Genomic DNA, 17,536 nt, shown 5'->3' on the forward strand with positions numbered 1-17,536 from the left:
TGGTCAATTAAACAGACACGGACTGTTATTGATTCATTACTTGAGCGTTTTCCACTTGCAGAGGAAATATTACAAATATTTCCAACATGGTTGAATTTAGTCACTGTAAATCAAATAAAGGGTAAACGGACTCATGATGCTCGTATTGTTGCAATTATGCTTGCGTATGATATCAGTCACGTTTTAACCCTTAATCCAAATGATTTTTCAGGCATTTCTGGTCTTACGGTAGTACATCCACATACGATTGTTGAATATGCTGGTAATTCGTAGATACTGCCTAATGTTAATGTCTCTCAAATTATGTAACGATTTATATCTGATCTGATCGATAGCAGATACATATCTTTATAAGATTAAATAAAAAATTGAGTCCAAGGAATTAATTCATGCCCTATACCAACGAAGAAGGCGGACGTTTAAATAATTTTGCCCAAGAACCAAAGGTTTATCGTGCAGAACCTCCGACAGCAGCACAAAAGCGCAACTATGTAATTTTAGGTGTTGCAGCAACAATCTTGGTTGGTGGTCTAATTTTCGTCGCTTTCTCTGTTTCTAATCTCAGCTAAGAATAAGAAAATTTAATCAAAAATTTCTTTTATTATGTGTTTCAGGTTTCCATCTGCTAGAAACCTGGATTTTTATTTTTTATGAAGATTAATTCTATTCAGTCAAAAACTCTTTTATACCAGTACAATCACTAAAACTGAAACAAGAGAGATCCAAAATAAAAAATTTAGTATAGATTTATCCTGATTATAGTCATATTTACTTGTTCATAGTCATAGTTTAGACATTTGTTTTGCTTTAATCCACCCTGAAGAAAGTTTAAACTGATGGAGGTTTCAGCAAAATGACCAATTTCAAGGCTGAACTCCTCTCTAAGAAGCTGCATCTAGCTTGCATCCTCTTAAGGTTGTTCTGCTACACTAAAACCCTTAGCGGGTGATAACTTCCTGACTCTTGAGAAAAACGCGTCTATTAATCATGCGGTTTTTCTCCCCTGTTCCTTGCTTATTTACCTTGGCCGTTGAACTTCATGAGCATGAATGATCCCGCCCGTTCCGATAATTCTGCTTGGAATCGGCAAGTATATCACCGCCTAAAACTTGCCCTCAGCCTGGGTTTGCGGCGACAAATATTTTTGGCGGTATGTGATGATTTACACTTGAGGAATCAAGTAGCGGCTCGTTTACATTCAACTTTGGCTTATCCTGTGGGACAAATCTTATATCAGCCAGGTGATGGAAAGGAAACGACTAGTACACCGGCTTATCCTCGATTAGTAACATTGCGGTTAAATTTGCACGAGCCGAATCCCATCGAACAAATTAATCAATGGTTAAGGAATTATCCACCCCCGATAGTGGGTGGTTCTAAAGATACTCCTGGAAAACCTCTTCCCATACCAACATTTCAGCTTGTTGGTGTGGAACAGTTGACAAAACAATCGGTAGCAAGTCAACGATTATTTTTGCATTATTTACGTTTAAGCGAACAATATTTTTTTGCTCAAGAATCGAATCGGTTTCTAGAATCTAGTGTACTGTTATGGTTATCGCGTCCTTGGTTGGCGGCTATTCAGCAGTCAGCACCACAGTTTTGGCGTTGGCGGACTGGTGTGTTTGTTTTTGCTGGAGAACCCACACCGACAACACAAAATAAATCGCATCCCGAACGTTTTACTAATTCTAGGGGTTTGCCACTAGGCAATACTGAGCAATCAATGTTAGAAGATGCAGGTAGAGATACAGAAGTAGCAGTTCCGACTGAAACTGAGTTTGAGTATAGAGAAGCTCTGGAATTACCCATAAAACCAAAAGATGAGTATTCCAACTTCAAGCAAGAGTCTTCAGCCGCAGACACTCACTTATTCACTAATCAACGACAACAACCGGAAAGCGTTGCTCAATCTAGTCAGCCTGATAACTTATCATTGTTGTCGTTGACTCATGTTAGCTCAGAGTTAATCAAATTAGTTTTAGCCACTAATGATCATGTCACAACTCTAGTCGGGGAAGATGAGTGGCAACCACAAGAACTGCTGCGGGAAATTGAGAAGTTACACTCGCAAAAAGCTGTTGGTGAAGTGTTAGCGGCTGCTTATCATCAACTAGGTGATTTATATCGCTTACACATAGAGCAAGGACAATCGACATTAGAGAATATCATGGTGGCGATTATTGCTTATCAGCAAGCGATCGCCTACGATGAAAAATCGCCACAATTGCCAGATACTTTCAATGATTTAGGTACACTCTATTGGATGTTGTACCGCACGCCAACCTATATACAAACAGGGAAAACTTACATAGAGCAAGGAATTGGGTATTATAACTCGGCTTTAAAAATCATTTCTCCCCAAACCCATCCTGAGACTTATGCACGGGTGCAAAATAATCTGGGAACAGCCTACGGAGATTTAGCGCGGTTTGGTAGTCCGGCTGAGAATTGGCAGCAGGCTATCATAGCTTACACTGAGGCTTTACGCTACAGAACTGTAGAATCAGATCCTTTGAAGTACGCCGCTTGTCAAAATAATTTAGGTACAGCTTACTGGCATTTAGCACAATACAACCAAGCGGTTGTTAATTTGAAAAAAGCGATCGCAGCTTACAAACAAGCCTTAGCTTACTACAATCCCCAAGTAGAACCCCTCAAATATGGGATGATTCAAAATAATATTGGTACAGCCTACTGGAATCTAGCACAGTATGAACAACCAGGGGAAAATCTCCAGTTAGCGATAGATGTCTACGGTGAAGCTTTAAAATACCGGACTCCTGCTACTGTTCCTACTGCTTGCGCCGCCACACAAAATAATTTAGGCACAGCTTATTGGCACTTAGCAAACTTGGCGCAAACAGCTAAAGAAGCTAAACAAAACTTATTACAACTATGTATTAGTGCTTATGAAGAGGCCATTGCTTTGGCTAATTCTCTAGGTAACGCACCCTTAAGTTTTGATTTATTTGCCACTTACAATAACCTGGGACTTGCCCATTACCAGTTAGTTACAGATAATACTTTTATTGGCGATAAGAGCAAGCGATCGCAACATTTAGAAGCAGCATTAACAAATCATTTACAAGCTTTAAATGGTTTGAATAAACAACCAGAAGCCTATCAAACTTCTTTCTCTTATGTAGTGAGAACAATCCGTGCTTTCCACAATGAATTAGGAATTCAAGGACAAAATTTGGCTTTATCTAAAGTCCCTGGGCATTTACTACCAGAAATTTTACCAAGGCTTTAAGTATATTCAATTATCAACTACGCATCAATTTCAAAAGCATTTGGTTACAAGAATGCTGATTTTTGTTGACTAAATCAACTTCATATCAAAAACAAACATCAAAGTGCCTAATTACTGAGCAAGTCTAGTACACCAAGTTGCCAGTTCCCCGTAATTGCCGCAAGGAATTCAGACAATACGGACAGTCACAACCAAACACCTTAATTGCCATATCACTTTCTTCCTCAGTAAAGTTCAGTTCAGCCACTGAATTATCTGATGGACGTGATGAAACTACCATTGATTTAGGTGGGGAAGACGCTTTTGGGTCTCTTTCCGAATCTCGAATACACACAAAATCTTTCAAACCGTGAGGATTAGTAATACAGGTACGACCATCATCAGTGTGTATCAATCGCTGAGTTAAGTTTACACCAGCATGAGCAGGGTTAATGATTCCCAGTGTCGAAATTAAAGAAACGAAAACCGAGGAACTAGCAAACAAATTCAGTATGAGTTTTTTGTTCATAACCTTCCTGAAAGAAGATAGCTGACAATCTAGGTTATGCGATCAATTAACAAATATCAAGTGAATTTTTAGCTAAATTTATTTGATGATTTCTATTAATTTCAAGTTTTACCGATTTCCCTGAGAAAGCGAGTCAAGATATCAAAAATAAGGGACATCCAGATAAAAAATATCCAACCTGTAGGGTGCGTCAGTATGAATAATCTCTTGGTATAGTTAGGTTTTCTCACCCTGACGCACTCTACTAATCTGTTCATTTGGGATGATTCATTTTTTGGTATTCCTCAAAAGGTGAGTATTGACCGTAAAATCAATGTCAAAACTATCATCTCTGTGACCCCTAAGCCCCTAAACTCCATAATTTACAATTCTTCAAATATCTGGAATGACAAATCATGTTTTGCCGTAACCTGATAATGATAGTAATAGCCATCATCAAAAGCAGAGATTCATAAAGGTAGGTTGCACTTCATGGCATATTCCTGGTTTAAAGCATTTCATATTATTGGTATTGTGGTTTGGTTTGCGGGGTTGTTTTATTTGGTAAGGTTATTTATTTATCACGTAGAAGCTAACCAAGAACCAGAACCAGCACGGACGATACTGAAAAATCAGTATCAAATTATGGAAAAACGCCTCTACAACATCATTACAACCCCAGGAATGCTGGTAACGGTAGCAATGGCTATCGGTTTGCTGAGTACAGAACCAGAGGTTTTAAAACAAGGCTGGTTACACTTCAAGCTGCTGTGTGTCGCTTTGTTATTGGTTTATCACCACTACTGCGGTAGATTAATGAAGAAATTAGCCGCCGATGAATGTCGCTGGAGTAGTCAACAGTTACGGGCTTTGAATGAAGCACCCACAGTCATGTTAGTAGTGATCGTGATGCTGGCTGTGTTTAAGAATAGTCTTCCCACTGACCTCACAGCCTGGTTGATTTTCGGCCTGATTATTTTCATGGCGGTGACTATTCAGCTATACGCGAGAAAACGCAGATTAGATAAAGAGAAACTCACAGCCCAAATTCCACAAATTCCTCAAGAACAAAGTTAGACAAGATCACCTGAGATATCCTACATTAAGAAATGTTAAGAAAATTGTTGTGATATCTCAGGCGTAAATATGTCCGATAAACCATTAGGTCAACCCCGTCCTTTGTGGCGAGTAATTTTGTTGTCTGTAGTCACTGGGTTGTTGTACTACGGCTGGTACAAGTGGATTATTCAAGAAGAACTACGCCGCTATAACGGGTTTGGTTGGTCAGGGACTTTGAGTTTAGCACCTTTTGTCTTAGGTGTAGGAATTCCCCAAGCTTTGCGAATTTTTGATCCTGATGTACCTGGGTGGTTTGGTTGGTTTTCTTTGCTAGGTATTATCTGGATTTATATAGTTCAGTTTAAGTTATATCAAACAGTTAATGAATTATACTGCCAAGCTGGGATGAAAGCACCGCTTGTAGTTTGGTGGTTGTTTATTCCTGGTTTAAATTTACTGGTTGGATTGAGGCAAATTCATTTTTTAAGTCAATTTTGGTCACAAAAGCAAGGTGTAATTGTCACTGATCCGATAGCGGAAAATATTCCTTTATTATCGGGTAATGCTTAAATTGGGTATTGAGAATGGGGTATTGGGCATTGAGAGAAAATTAGGTAAAGCATTACTTGATTTGTCTGTTACCTTTTGCCTTTTTCACAGGGAGTTTAATTAATGGGTAGAGTTCAGGAATTATTTAGCGATCGCACGGCTGTGATCGCTACAATGCACCATAAAGAAAAAGTAATTGCACCGCTATTAGAACAGGGATTAGGCGTTAAAACTATAGTACCCCCGAATTTTGATACAGATATTTTCGGCACATTTACTAGAGAAGTTAAACGTCTGGGAACACAAATCGCCGCCGCTAAATTAAAAGCAGAGAAAGCCTTAGAAATCACTGGAGAAAAATTAGCGATCGCCAGTGAAGGTAGTTTTCATCCTCATCCGGCATTACCTTATCTTTCTGCTAATCGAGAGATAGTTATTTTATTAGATAAAACCAATAATTTAGAAATTATCGGTGAAGAATTTTCTCTGGAAACAAACTTTAATTATCAAGTAATTAATTCCCTCACTGAAGCATATGAATTCGCTGAAAAAATAGGGTTTCCTCAACATGGTCTAGTGCTAATGTATGAAAATGCTATTTGTCAGCAGAGTGAAATCATCAAAGGGATTAATACAAAAGCCAAGTTAACAGAATTAGTAGAATTAGCTTTGACAAGCGCACCAGAAAAAACAGTTCACTTAGAAACTGATATGCGCGCACTTTACAACCCTACGCGCATGAATAATATTGCTAAAGCTACACAAAACTTACTTAATAAAATCAATACCTGTTGTCCTCAATGTCAAACACCTGGATTTGAAATTACGGAACGCATTCCAGGATTACCTTGTGAAATTTGCCATACACCAACAACACTAATTTATAAAGTTCTATACGAATGTCATCAATGCGGCTTTAAAGAAGAAAAGTTATTTCCTCATGGAGATAAATTTGCCGATCCATCTCAGTGTATGTATTGCAATCCTTAATTTTAGATGCAGAATCTATAGTGGATTTTTAATTAAAAATTGACGTAAATTTTTAAAAAATCTACCGTTGCCTAAATAGCAAGCGGTAGATAATTAAATCAAGTTCGTCAGGTGATCGGAATAGTTATTATTTAGTATTTATTGTCTGCAATAAAATTCTGCCATTAGATATATAAATTCTGCTCTAATTTAACTAGGTTCGTATATCTAAACACGCTATGTAATTTTGCATAGACTTAGCAACGAAATACTGGCTTTCCGCGCAGATGATTTTTGGCTGGCATCTTCCCATTATAGTACAAATGTACTATAATGGATACAGCACTCACAAAGCTTGGTAGAAAAACCATGTCAAGAGCTTCTGGAAGAGGGATTCAAGAAGGGTCTAGTCCAATGATGAAACATTACATTCTCAATCTCAACCCCACAGCCAAACACGAATGGGATCGTTGCATCTTAAGAGATCCTCTGACTGCAAAGCGTCCTGAGCTTGCCAAATTAATTGCGGAAGCAGTTGGTGCTGACACGGGTAGTTATTTAGTCAGTGTCAATATAGAAGTACAAGTGTTAGAACAAGCCGCCGCACCTCAGTCTGAACAGCTTTCACTTTCATTATCTGAAGTCAACGTCTCGACTCAATTTAGAGAAGCAGCTTAAAGGGTATAGGGCAATACGGTTCAGTTAAGGTGGTGAGAGTTGATTTTTCAATTTTTGCTCTACCTATTAGACAATGAGCAAGATTTGGGGGATTCTCCCCCAAGCCCCCGATTGGGGGACGGTTGCGTCCCCCAAACCCCCTCCAAAATCATTCTTGCGTTTTTTGTTGAGTGATCATTTGCTGGTTTTGTTGAAATTTATTTTTCTTATCTGAACCGTATTGGGGTATAGGGGACTGGGGACTGGGAAATAACTTCAGAAACCTGTCCCTCACCCCCATTCCGATACGTATATATTCTCTAAAAATACAAACTTGGATTGAAGAAAGAATAGCAAATATTAGAAAAAATACATATCAAGTAAATATTGCCGATTCAAAATTTCTGAATTTCAAAATTCACAGACTTTCAATCACTTAACTTTGTGCTAGTAGTTCAGTTTGGTAAATTTTGGGATTTTCTGAGAAACTTAAAATATCTTGTTTTGCTATAGATTGGATAAAATCTATTTCTTTATCTTTTAAGTAATGATAGCATTGTGGTGGTCGAAAATCAGACCATTTTTCTCTTAAGTGTTCTAACTTAATTGGAGAGTCAAAACTAAATTTTCTTCTAAAGAAGATAGCATAACCTATTGAGGAATTTCTATAATATTTTTGAAAATAATCATAAGCAACGCCAGCTTTATCTCCCACAATATTCCAAAGCTCTGTAGGTGATTTATCAACAACTTTTTCTACCTCAATTACACCAACTAATGCCTGTTTTGGTGAAGTGACATAAACGATAATTAAATCTCCTTCTTTGAGATGCCGAGGTCTGACACGACGCAATTCGACTTGTTTGTCACCATCAAAAATCATGTTGGCATATTTTTGTTGTATCGATAATAAAAGTATATTTGGAGACATTAAAGTCATTGATCAATAGTGAATAGACTTCCCTCATTATATAATAATACAAATTCTTCTGCTGTTATTTTTGAAGAAGTTTGAACTGAAATTTTCCGTTTCAAGATATTCTCGATTTCATGTAATTTTATTGGATTTTTAAACAATTCTGTATGACTAAACTTGATAGCCATGATATTTTTATCTAAATTATCCTTAGTAGATTGTCGAATATCATCAAATGTATAAATTCCATACCTTCTGAATTTTTTGTATAAATCTTTTGGTTTACCGATTATTATTTCATCTAGTATTGAGCAAGCACGAATAGCTCCAAGCTTATGTAAATTATGGCTTTCACTACCAGCTTTACTAACATACCACAAAATTCTTCCAGGGGCTTGAATTGAACGTTTCGCGCAATAGTATACCACTTCTCGTTTTAATGCAAGGTCTTCTTTAGCTCCCCACAAAACATCTGCTGCTAATTCTTGATCAAATAAATCTTTAGCCCACCAGGCTTTAATAGGAATAATAAAATTAGAAATATCAGCATCAATAATTTTAGCCGGATATAATATACGTTCAATATCTGCCATCCAATCAGAATTACTGAGTGAAGATTTATTGATTAAAACATCTACAAACGAACTATAATGCCCGTAATTTTTAGGTGATTTACTGCATATATATGACAGATATGAAGCGATAGAATCAGCATCATCTACTATAGCTAAGTTAGCCCTTAACCATCCATCTTGAGTTTTGATAAAACTATCTTCTTGAAGTGCTATGGTTACTTGTTCATCTAAATATGTGTCAGTAACTCTAGTAAACTGTCTTTTTTCACAAGCTGCGCTAAAAAAAGACTGAAATATACAATGGCGTAAGAGAGTGGAAGTTAACTTTGTGTCTCTAATACGTAAAATAGGTATTTTTAACTCTTCATTGTCTGATTTATCGTATATGATAAGAATGATTGGATCTTCTTGACGAATAATTATAAAACATTCAAACTGTTCGGGATTCGAGAGAAAATTTCTAATGTTTTTTCTAAACTCAACCTTTCTTTCACCTTGAGCATGATTTAGAAATAAATTAATTATTAAATCTACTTTTCCACTTTGAACACGTTTTTTTTCTATATTAGTACCAGCTAATCTTACGGGTTGATATTCTGCCTCTCGACATAGTTCATCTAATCTAATAATAAAATCAATAGGGTGAATAATCAGCAGGCTATGATCATTATATATTTCCTCCTCAATATTCAGCAATCTCTTATCCCTTGTGATGAAGAAAGAAATCTTGATGCTGGAAGCAATAACTCTGGCAAGTTGACGAAGGTCTGAAGCATCACTATCACTCATATTGTTTGGGAAAAACTTACGTATAGCTTGACACGCTTGCTCGAAATTTTCTTGCGTACAAGAAAGAAAAGTAAAACTGTTGGCTATAGTGCGTAGTTTCTTTCTTTGGGTTTCATCTTGATTTCTATTTATCTCATTTTTGATCTCATCAGTTAAACACAATTCAATTTCATTCGCCAACCAATCAGACATCAAAACTTTAGACTCTTTGCTTTCTTCATCAATTGTTTCATGATCTGTTAAATCATAAAAAATATTCGCATCTATAGCTACAGATATTCTAGATTCAATTTTTTGTTGGGCAAGAGTAGTCAGTAAATCAGGATGACCATAATTTAACCACCATTCTGTTAATATGCTTCCCTCTTTAGATTTTCCAGGTCTTTCATATATAGAAACAAAACCCAGTGAAGCCCACATTCCATCTAATTCATAGTCTCGACGGCAAGACAAAAGAATCCCATACAAGTGACTAGTTATTTCTTTTAATTTTTTAATCAGTAACTTTGCAATTCCCCTACCTTGCCACTGCTTATCTACACAAAGATGTGTAAGTTTTACTCTATGACGATTGGTATCGTAAAGGATATATCCCACACAACCTACATCTTTAATAATAAAACCGAGGATGCGACCTTCATCACCAAGTCTTCGGAAAGCCCCATCTGGTAAAAAACCCAGTGTCGCTGAATTACTATCTCCTAATTTTATTATTGTTTCCAAATGGTCTGAGCCTGACCTAATCTCATCAATGCTATATTCAGGGAGTTCTTCTTGTACCATTAAAATCAACCTTTTGTCAGCGCAAATAATATTGATTTAATATTTAAATATTTTTTTACAGCTATATTATGTTTTTGATAAAAATACTGCAAGAAAGTATAAAAAATAATATATATTCAATAATGGCTCTATAAATTGATTATTATCTAAATATTGGGTCTTAGTGTCAATTTAAGTCAATAAGTGACTCAGCCACAAATTTGAGTTAATCTGTAATAAATATTCATAATTTGCAATTTAAACTTTGATTTCTACCATCTTAAGCAATAGGAAAGATGCGTATAACATACTCAAGCAACTGTAATTTAGGTAGCTAATAAAAAAGCTGTCTAACAGGTAACTTGAGCATGAAATACTTATTTACAGTTTGGGTACTTGTACTATCTTTATTATTTTCTAATTCTGCGATCGCCCAAACCAAACAACCCTATACTTTAATCCCAGGGCTGGGAACATATCACCATCCAGTTTCTACCCAAAACTCGGAAGCACAAAAGTTTTTCGACCAGGGTTTAAATCTTGTTTACGGCTTCAATCATGATGAGGCTGTGCGTTCTTTTCAACGCGCGGCTGAACTCGACCCGCAAATGGCAATGGCTTATTGGGGAATTGCGCTGGCTCTTGGCCCTAATATTAACTCAGTAGTCACAAAGGAAAAAGAACAAGCCGCTTATCAAGCCATCCAAACAGCTTCCGAATTGGCTGTGCAAGCATCAATTCCTGAACAAGACTATATTCAGGCTTTAGCAAAACGTTATTCTGCAAATCCCAACGCAGATTTACACCCCTTAGATGTGGACTATGCCCAAGCAATGGCTAGTCTATTTCAACGCTATCCTGATGACTTAGACGCAGCCACCTTATATGCTGAGAGCCTGATGGATTTGCATCCTTGGCAACTGTGGACACATGACGGTCAACCACAGCCAGGGACAAACAAAATTGTGGCTGTTTTAGAATATATCCTGCAAAAAAATCCTCATCACCCAGGCGCGAATCACTACTATATTCATGCCGTAGAAGCCTCATTGCATCCAGAACGCGCCCTAGAAAGTGCCGAACGGTTAGAGACTTTAGTCCCTGCGGCTGGACACTTAGTACATATGCCAGGCCATATTTATTTTCGCGTTGGAGATTATGCCGGAGCCATGCGAGTCAATGAGTTGGCGATCGCTCAAGATGTACCCTACATCTGTCACAATCAAGTCAAAGGCATTTATCCTCAGCTATATCTCACCCATAACATACATTTTCTGATGGTCGCCAGCAGCATGGCAGGTAAGCATCAAGAAGCCTTGCAAGCGGCAGATCAATTAGTTAGTCATATTAGTGCTATCGACCCTCATTTACCCATGCTAGAGGGATTTTTCGGGCAGAAATTATTAATACAAGCCCGCTTTGGCGATTGGGATGAAATTTTACAAACTCCTCAACCTGATGCCACCCTTCCTACTACTAACGCACTGTGGCACTTTACGCGTGGTTTAGCCTATGCAGCTAAAAACCAGCCAGAAAATGCAGCAATAGAAAGCCGTGCTTTACTAGCCGCAAGTCAGACTATGCCAGCCGCAGCAACTATTGGGTTTACACCAGCCAGTCGCATTTTAGACATTGCCCAGAAATTGTTAGATGCCAAAATTGCCGAATCTAGGGATGATTTTGAGAGAGCGATCGCTACATTACAACAAGCAGTAGTAGCAGAAGATCACCTAGACTACGTAGAACCACCAGACTGGTACTTCCCCACACGGGAAGCACTAGGCGGTGTGCTTTTGGCTAAAGGTGATTATGCCGCAGCAGAATCAACATTTCGGGCTGATTTAACTAAATATCCCCAGAACGGGCGTTCTTTATCCGGTTTACAAGCTAGCTTGCAGGCACAGGGGATTAAAGATTAGGGCATTGGGCATTGGGTACTAGATAGATGTTTCTTCCTCTGCCCCCTGCCTCCTGCCTCCCCTACCCCTGCTACCTTAAAGTTGCCGCACTACTGGCTTGCCATCGATAACTTCGCCGACTAAAACCACATCAGCACAATTAACGAAGATACCGTTTTCGAGAACCCCAGGGATGTTGTTGAGAGTTTTTTCTAGGTTAACTGGGTCGTCAATAGAGTCAAATCTGACATCTAAGACAAAGTTACCTTGGTCAGTGATTACAGGCCCGGCTTTCTTCACACCCATACGTAGTTCTGGTTTTCCGCCAAGTTCCTTAATTGCATTGGTGACAGGCGTAATTGCCATTGGAATTACTTCCACTGGGACAGCAAACACAGAACCTAAACGGTCTACTAATTTGCCACTATCTACCACAACGATAAATTGACTCGCCAAGTAATCAACCACTTTCTCACGGGTGTGGGCTGCGCCACCACCTTTAATCAAGTTTTTCTTGGGGTCAACTTCATCAGCCCCATCAATGGCAATATCAATATGGTCAACAGCGTCGAGAGTGGTGAGAGGAACACCATATTGTTTCGCCAACACCTCAGACTGAAACGAAGTAGGAATACCCACAATATCTTTTAGTTCACCAGATTTGAGGCGATCGCCCAAATATTGAATCGTGTAAGCTGTAGTTGAACCTGTACCCAAGCCTACAATTGAACCTGACTTCACTAAAGCTGCTGCTGCTTTACCAACTTCTTGCTTCATCAAAGTAACGGGGTCTGCTGTCATGCCCAAAACTCCTGAAATAACGTCTAAATAAAAGGCTTGTCCACAGCAGACTATACTACAATCCCTGGCACTTCAATATTCATTCTTGACACAATTGGCAGGGGAGACAAGGAGGACAAGGGAGACAAGGAGGACAAGGGAGAAGTGATTTCAATGCCCAATGTCCCATGCCCAGTTTCGGCAACCTTCTTTGTAAAAATATGTCAACATAAATAATCAGTGCGCGATGCGTCGGTTGTTGTCTATACAAAGAAGCAGATTTAAAGTGGTCAGAAATATGCGCCCTTGGCTAAGTACATTTTCTTTAGTGCTGCTACTCCAAAGCTTCCCCGTAATTGTGCAAGCGCAAACGACGGAAACTAATACAGGAGTGACATCAGAAGCAATTCAACAAGTGGTTGCTGCTAAATTGATGACTAATTCATCCGATGGGAATTTTTATCCAGAAAGATTGATTAGTCGTGCAGAATTAGCAACAATTTTAGTCAAAGCATTTGAGTTGGATAAACGAGAAGCTGCTCAACAAGAAAAATCAATTCCTGTTGCTGATGTTCCTTCTTCTCACTGGGCATATCGAGATATTCAGATAGTTTTGAAAACAGATGTGATGAAAGGTTATCGAGGGAATTTATTTTTCCCCAATCAACGAGTTACCAGGGCGGAGGGCTTGGCGATTTTTGCCCAAGCTTATGGAGTGTTTCAATTTGGGGATGATTCTGTCAATGAAATTCTTTCCCCCTATCCCGATGCTAAATCTATACCTAGTTGGGCAAGAAGAGCGATCGCCACAGTAGTCACAGAAGGATTTATTAACACAGACGCTCAAAATAATATATCCCCCTTAAGACCGATGAATCGTGGGGATATTGCCTATGTTTTGAGTAAATATTTGCAACGACAACAAAAACAACCAGAAACACCAGAAGTTCCTGGTGTTACCAACAGTCCGCCAACTTTCTAGTCCGACAAAACCAAAATCAACCAGTCACAGTAAAAATGAAGACACCCCTATAACCTGGGCTGTTTGTTACTTCTACGGACACCATACTAAGGAAAAATACCTGCGGGGAAAAAACTACAAATTTCCCTATCAGGCAAGCTGAATTTTATTAGGATCGCTGAATTTGTCTTTTTCGCAGGCTTTGGCAGTATTGTTATAAATGTCTGTTTTGTTACTTTCTCAAAATAGAACTGATCACATACTTTAAAGTAATTTCGCGGTATATGCTGACGGCATAAATATCTAGTAAAAATTGCTGAAATTCTTGTGTCTAATTAGCCGTTACAGAAGATTACATTTTAGACTGCTACTTAGTGACAGTTTAATTCTATCGGCAACCCGACCGTGGGAAAATCAAAATACCGAAAGTTAGAGATTAGAGAGGAAAGCACTATAATATGCACCTGAGTGAAATTACCCATCCCAATCAGTTGCACGGTTTATCCATCCGGCAATTACAACAGATTGCACGTCAAATCCGTGATAAGCACCTGCAAACAGTAGCGGCAACTGGTGGACATCTAGGGCCTGGTTTGGGTGTTGTAGAGTTAACTTTAGGACTTTACCAAACTCTAGACCTAGATTGCGATAAAGTTATTTGGGATGTCGGACACCAGGCTTATCCCCACAAACTCATTACAGGACGTTACAGTGACTTCCACACCCTCAGACAAAAAGACGGCGTAGCTGGTTATCTCAAGCGGTGTGAAAATAAATTTGACCACTTTGGGGCGGGTCATGCTTCCACTAGTATCTCAGCTGCCTTGGGTATGGCTTTGGCACGAGATATGAATGGTGAAAAATTTAAGGTTGCTGCTGTCATTGGTGATGGTGCTTTAACTGGTGGTATGGCTTTAGAAGCCATTAACCACGCCGGACATTTGCCCAAAACTAACCTGTTAGTCGTTCTCAACGACAATGAAATGTCCATTTCTCCCAATGTCGGGGCAATTCCTCGTTATCTCAATAAAATGCGCCTCAGTCCACCGGTGCAATTCATCAAAGATAACTTTGAAGAACAATTCAAACACATTCCTTTTGTGGGTGAATCTCTCTCCCCCGAACTAGGACGCATCAAAGAAGGGATGAAGCGTTTGGCTGTTCCCAAAGTAGGGGCAGTTTTTGAGGAACTAGGCTTTACCTACATGGGGCCAGTAGATGGACATAATTTGGAAGAGTTAATTGCCACCTTCCAACAAGCACATCAAATTGCTGGGCCTGTGTTAGTTCATGTGGTAACAGTCAAGGGTAAGGGCTATGAAATCGCGGAGAAAGACCAAGTAGGCTACCATGCCCAAAATCCCTTTAACTTGACAACAGGGAAAGCCATTCCTTCCAGTAAGCCCAAGCCCCCCGCCTATGCTAAAGTCTTTTCTCACACCCTCGTCAAACTAGCCGAACAAAATCCCAAAATTATCGGCATTACGGCGGCGATGGCGACGGGAACAGGCTTAGACAAGCTGCAAGCTAAATTACCCAATCAGTATATTGATGTGGGTATTGCCGAACAACACGCTGTCACTCTGGCAGCTGGTTTGGCTTGTGAAGGTATGCGTCCTGTAGCGGCGATTTACTCTACCTTCCTACAACGGGCTTATGACCAAATTGTTCATGATGTCTGTATTCAAAACTTGCCAGTCTTCTTCTGTCTAGATAGGGCTGGAATTGTAGGTGCTGATGGCCCTACTCACCAAGGTATGTATGACATTGCTTATTTGCGTTGTATTCCCAATATAGTGCTGATGGCTCCGAAAGATGAAGCCGAACTGCAACGTATGATCGTAACTGGGATTAACCATACCAGTAGCCCCATTGCGATGCGTTTCCCCAGGGGTAATGGCTATGGTGTACCCCTGATGGAAGAAGGTTGGGAACCTTTGGAAATCGGTAAAGGTGAAATTCTCCGCAATGGCGATGATGTGTTAATCGTTGGCTACGGCACAATGGTTTACCCCAGTATGCAGGCGGCGGAAATTCTCAGCGAACATGGGATTGAAGCGACTGTGATTAATGCCAGATTTGTGAAGCCTTTGGATACAGAATTGATTGTGCCTTTAGCTAAGAAGATTGGGCGCGTAGTGACTCTGGAAGAAGGTTGTGTCATGGGTGGCTTTGGTTCAGCAGTAGCAGAAGCCTTGTTAGATGCGGATGTAGTTGTACCTGTAAAACGCATCGGGATTCCTGATGTGTTGGTGGAACACGCTACACCTGAAGAATCTAAAGCGGAACTAGGTTTAACTAGTCGTCAGATTGCAGAAAGAGTTTTGCAAGCTTTCTTTGAACAGAAAGTTTCTGCTGTTGTTTAAGTATTGACACCAATTAATAACCCCTGCTTTTAGGGGTTATTTTTTTGGCAATAGTAATGTTTCGAGATTCTGGAATAGCTACAAGTGTGGGCTTGTAATCCAAAATCTAAAATTGGTCATAGATCAATACGGTTCAGTTAAGGTGGTGAGAGTTGATTTCTCAATTTTTGCTTGCTCTACCTATTAGACAATGAGCAAGATTTGGGGGATTCTCCCCCAAGCCCCCGATTGGGGGACGCAACCGTCCCCCAAACCCCCTCCAAAATCATTTTTTCGTTTTTTGTTGAGTGATCATTTGCTGGTTTTGTTGAAATTTCTTTTTCTTATCTGAACCGTATTGGGTCATAGATGAGGACTAAAGTCCTCACTACAAACTTTCATTTTCCATATGCCCCATGCCCAATTCCCCATGCCCTTGTGGGTGGAGTTTTTTATGATTCCTATCCGCCAATTTGCGACATGGTACGACTGTAAGCACCCTCAACCCCAGAGTCGCGTCCTTTGAAGTTAATTTCTGGCTTGATTACCAACAAATTTTTGACCTGTTCTTGTAATTGATAGGTGCTGACACCAGAACGCAAAGCTGTTTTGAGGTCGAGTTGACCAGTTTCATTTAATAAACATGGTCTTAGCCAACCATCTGCACTCAAGCGCATCCGATTACATCGATCGCAAAAACATTCTGACATTTGACTAATAAATCCTAGCGTCCCCTTCGCTCCAGGAATTTGAAATACATCCGCAGGGCCTGCGCCACAAACTTGAGATTCTGTCAAGCCCCAGCGATCGCGGATTTGTTGGCGTAATTCAGCCGATGAAACCCAACCGCGATCGCTAAATAATTGTCCGTTGCCAATCGGCATAAACTCAATAAATCGAACGTGCCATTGTTTCTCAATGGTTAAAGCGGCTAAATCTAAAATTTCATGGTCATTCACCCCAGGAATTACCACAACATTTAATTTCAAAGGGTTAAAACCAACTCTATAAGCTGCTTGAATTCCGTCCCAAACTTCTTGCCAACGAGAACGCCCATGAATACCAATTATTTGATGAAAAATATCGGGGTCGAGAGAATCTAAACTAATATTTATCCTGCTCAAGCCTGCGTCATAGAGGCTTTGGGCAATGGGAGCGAGTAAAAAACCGTTGGTAGTCATAGCCAAATCTTGAGTTTGGGGAAAAGATGCGATCGCTCTTACTAAATCCACCACACGAGGACGCAATAAAGGCTCTCCCCCCGTCAAGCGAAAGCGCGTAAAACCAACGGGTATAAATACTTCTTCAATTAAAGTCAGCAATTCTTCATTGGTAAGTAGCTGCTGCTGGAGGATATAGTCTAACTGTGACCCCTCTGGCATACAGTACAAACAACGAAAATTGCAGCGATCTATTAAACTAATGCGGAGGTAGTCTACCTGGTTCATCTGGGATTTTTTTCTATTGTGCATCATGCACAAATAGATGTGTACTTTTACTCAGTATTCTAGACTATCCAAAAAACTTGATGCT

Annotated in this window: 14 protein-coding genes; 9 read left to right on the forward strand and 5 right to left on the reverse strand. The window is 39.5% G+C overall.

Annotated elements, in window-relative coordinates:
- Window positions 1–389 precede the first annotated feature (389 nt).
- Window positions 390–569, forward strand: a complete 180-nt coding sequence (psb34, locus tag ACQFX9_RS01135; RefSeq protein ID WP_103135787.1) for a photosystem II assembly protein Psb34 — start codon at window positions 390–392, stop codon at window positions 567–569.
- A gap of 470 nt (window positions 570–1,039) precedes the next feature.
- Complete coding sequence (locus tag ACQFX9_RS01140) at window positions 1,040–3,256, forward strand: tetratricopeptide repeat protein (RefSeq protein ID WP_427160334.1); 2,217 nt, start codon at window positions 1,040–1,042, stop codon at window positions 3,254–3,256.
- 124 nt (window positions 3,257–3,380) lie between these two features.
- On the opposite strand, the gene ACQFX9_RS01145 is transcribed toward ACQFX9_RS01140, so the two are convergent.
- On the reverse strand, window positions 3,381–3,764 hold the full coding sequence (locus ACQFX9_RS01145; protein WP_427160335.1) for a hypothetical protein: 384 nt from the start codon (window positions 3,762–3,764) through the stop codon (window positions 3,381–3,383).
- Between the two features lie 471 nt (window positions 3,765–4,235).
- Here ACQFX9_RS01145 and hemJ point away from each other — a divergent pair, with 471 nt between their 5' ends.
- From hemJ to ACQFX9_RS01165, 4 genes are all read left to right on the forward strand, one after another.
- On the forward strand, window positions 4,236–4,820 hold the full coding sequence (gene hemJ, locus ACQFX9_RS01150) for a protoporphyrinogen oxidase HemJ (RefSeq protein WP_427160336.1): 585 nt from the start codon (window positions 4,236–4,238) through the stop codon (window positions 4,818–4,820).
- A 69-nt stretch (window positions 4,821–4,889) separates the two neighbouring features.
- On the forward strand, window positions 4,890–5,372 hold the full coding sequence (locus tag ACQFX9_RS01155) for a hypothetical protein (RefSeq protein ID WP_236144994.1): 483 nt from the start codon (window positions 4,890–4,892) through the stop codon (window positions 5,370–5,372).
- Between the two features lie 102 nt (window positions 5,373–5,474).
- Window positions 5,475–6,341 (forward strand): DUF6671 family protein, encoded by an 867-nt coding sequence (locus ACQFX9_RS01160; RefSeq protein ID WP_427160337.1) that lies wholly within the window; start codon window positions 5,475–5,477, stop codon window positions 6,339–6,341.
- A 393-nt stretch (window positions 6,342–6,734) separates the two neighbouring features.
- Window positions 6,735–6,998, forward strand: a complete 264-nt coding sequence (locus ACQFX9_RS01165) for a hypothetical protein (RefSeq protein WP_427160338.1) — start codon at window positions 6,735–6,737, stop codon at window positions 6,996–6,998.
- 415 nt (window positions 6,999–7,413) lie between these two features.
- On the opposite strand, the gene ACQFX9_RS01170 is transcribed toward ACQFX9_RS01165, so the two are convergent.
- Both ACQFX9_RS01170 and ACQFX9_RS01175 read right to left on the reverse strand, forming a co-directional pair.
- The gene (locus ACQFX9_RS01170) at window positions 7,414–7,917 is read right to left on the reverse strand and encodes an ASCH domain-containing protein (protein WP_427160339.1); all 504 of its coding nucleotides are present in this window, start codon (window positions 7,915–7,917) and stop codon (window positions 7,414–7,416) included.
- Window positions 7,914–10,040: a GNAT family N-acetyltransferase gene (locus ACQFX9_RS01175; protein ID WP_427160340.1), complete on the reverse strand. Its 2,127-nt coding sequence runs from the start codon at window positions 10,038–10,040 to the stop codon at window positions 7,914–7,916. Before ACQFX9_RS01175 ends, ACQFX9_RS01170 begins: the two co-directional genes overlap by 4 nt.
- A 347-nt stretch (window positions 10,041–10,387) precedes the next feature.
- Between ACQFX9_RS01175 and ACQFX9_RS01180 the strand changes: the two genes are divergently transcribed.
- Window positions 10,388–11,938, forward strand: a complete 1,551-nt coding sequence (locus ACQFX9_RS01180; RefSeq protein WP_427160341.1) for a tetratricopeptide repeat protein — start codon at window positions 10,388–10,390, stop codon at window positions 11,936–11,938.
- A gap of 75 nt (window positions 11,939–12,013) precedes the next feature.
- Here the strand turns inward: ACQFX9_RS01180 and rpiA are convergent, their stop codons facing one another.
- The gene (gene rpiA / locus ACQFX9_RS01185) at window positions 12,014–12,724 is read right to left on the reverse strand and encodes a ribose-5-phosphate isomerase RpiA (RefSeq protein WP_427160342.1); all 711 of its coding nucleotides are present in this window, start codon (window positions 12,722–12,724) and stop codon (window positions 12,014–12,016) included.
- A 271-nt stretch (window positions 12,725–12,995) separates the two neighbouring features.
- On the opposite strand from rpiA, the gene ACQFX9_RS01190 reads away from it, so the two are divergent.
- Together ACQFX9_RS01190 and dxs are read left to right on the forward strand one after the other, a co-directional pair.
- The gene (locus ACQFX9_RS01190) at window positions 12,996–13,679 is read left to right on the forward strand and encodes an S-layer homology domain-containing protein (protein WP_427163052.1); all 684 of its coding nucleotides are present in this window, start codon (window positions 12,996–12,998) and stop codon (window positions 13,677–13,679) included.
- A gap of 437 nt (window positions 13,680–14,116) precedes the next feature.
- Complete coding sequence (gene dxs, locus ACQFX9_RS01195) at window positions 14,117–16,024, forward strand: 1-deoxy-D-xylulose-5-phosphate synthase (protein WP_427160343.1); 1,908 nt, start codon at window positions 14,117–14,119, stop codon at window positions 16,022–16,024.
- A 440-nt stretch (window positions 16,025–16,464) separates the two neighbouring features.
- On the opposite strand, the gene moaA is transcribed toward dxs, so the two are convergent.
- On the reverse strand, window positions 16,465–17,451 hold the full coding sequence (moaA, locus tag ACQFX9_RS01200) for a GTP 3',8-cyclase MoaA (protein ID WP_427160344.1): 987 nt from the start codon (window positions 17,449–17,451) through the stop codon (window positions 16,465–16,467).
- Window positions 17,452–17,536: the final 85 nt, after the last annotated feature.

Source organism: Aliinostoc sp. HNIBRCY26 (assembly GCF_050235535.1).
Classification (GTDB): domain Bacteria; phylum Cyanobacteriota; class Cyanobacteriia; order Cyanobacteriales; family Nostocaceae; genus Trichormus.

Coding starts and splice junctions, on each gene's coding strand:
- psb34 (WP_103135787.1), top strand. CDS start 390: ATGCCCTATACCAACGAAGAAGGCGGACGTTTAAATAATTTTGCCCAA.
- ACQFX9_RS01140 (WP_427160334.1), top strand. CDS start 1,040: ATGAGCATGAATGATCCCGCCCGTTCCGATAATTCTGCTTGGAATCGG.
- ACQFX9_RS01145 (WP_427160335.1), bottom strand. CDS start 3,764: ATGAACAAAAAACTCATACTGAATTTGTTTGCTAGTTCCTCGGTTTTC.
- hemJ (WP_427160336.1), top strand. CDS start 4,236: ATGGCATATTCCTGGTTTAAAGCATTTCATATTATTGGTATTGTGGTT.
- ACQFX9_RS01155 (WP_236144994.1), top strand. CDS start 4,890: ATGTCCGATAAACCATTAGGTCAACCCCGTCCTTTGTGGCGAGTAATT.
- ACQFX9_RS01160 (WP_427160337.1), top strand. CDS start 5,475: ATGGGTAGAGTTCAGGAATTATTTAGCGATCGCACGGCTGTGATCGCT.
- ACQFX9_RS01165 (WP_427160338.1), top strand. CDS start 6,735: ATGATGAAACATTACATTCTCAATCTCAACCCCACAGCCAAACACGAA.
- ACQFX9_RS01170 (WP_427160339.1), bottom strand. CDS start 7,917: ATGACTTTAATGTCTCCAAATATACTTTTATTATCGATACAACAAAAA.
- ACQFX9_RS01175 (WP_427160340.1), bottom strand. CDS start 10,040: ATGGTACAAGAAGAACTCCCTGAATATAGCATTGATGAGATTAGGTCA.
- ACQFX9_RS01180 (WP_427160341.1), top strand. CDS start 10,388: ATGAAATACTTATTTACAGTTTGGGTACTTGTACTATCTTTATTATTT.
- ACQFX9_RS01190 (WP_427163052.1), top strand. CDS start 12,996: ATGCGCCCTTGGCTAAGTACATTTTCTTTAGTGCTGCTACTCCAAAGC.
- dxs (WP_427160343.1), top strand. CDS start 14,117: ATGCACCTGAGTGAAATTACCCATCCCAATCAGTTGCACGGTTTATCC.
- moaA (WP_427160344.1), bottom strand. CDS start 17,451: ATGAACCAGGTAGACTACCTCCGCATTAGTTTAATAGATCGCTGCAAT.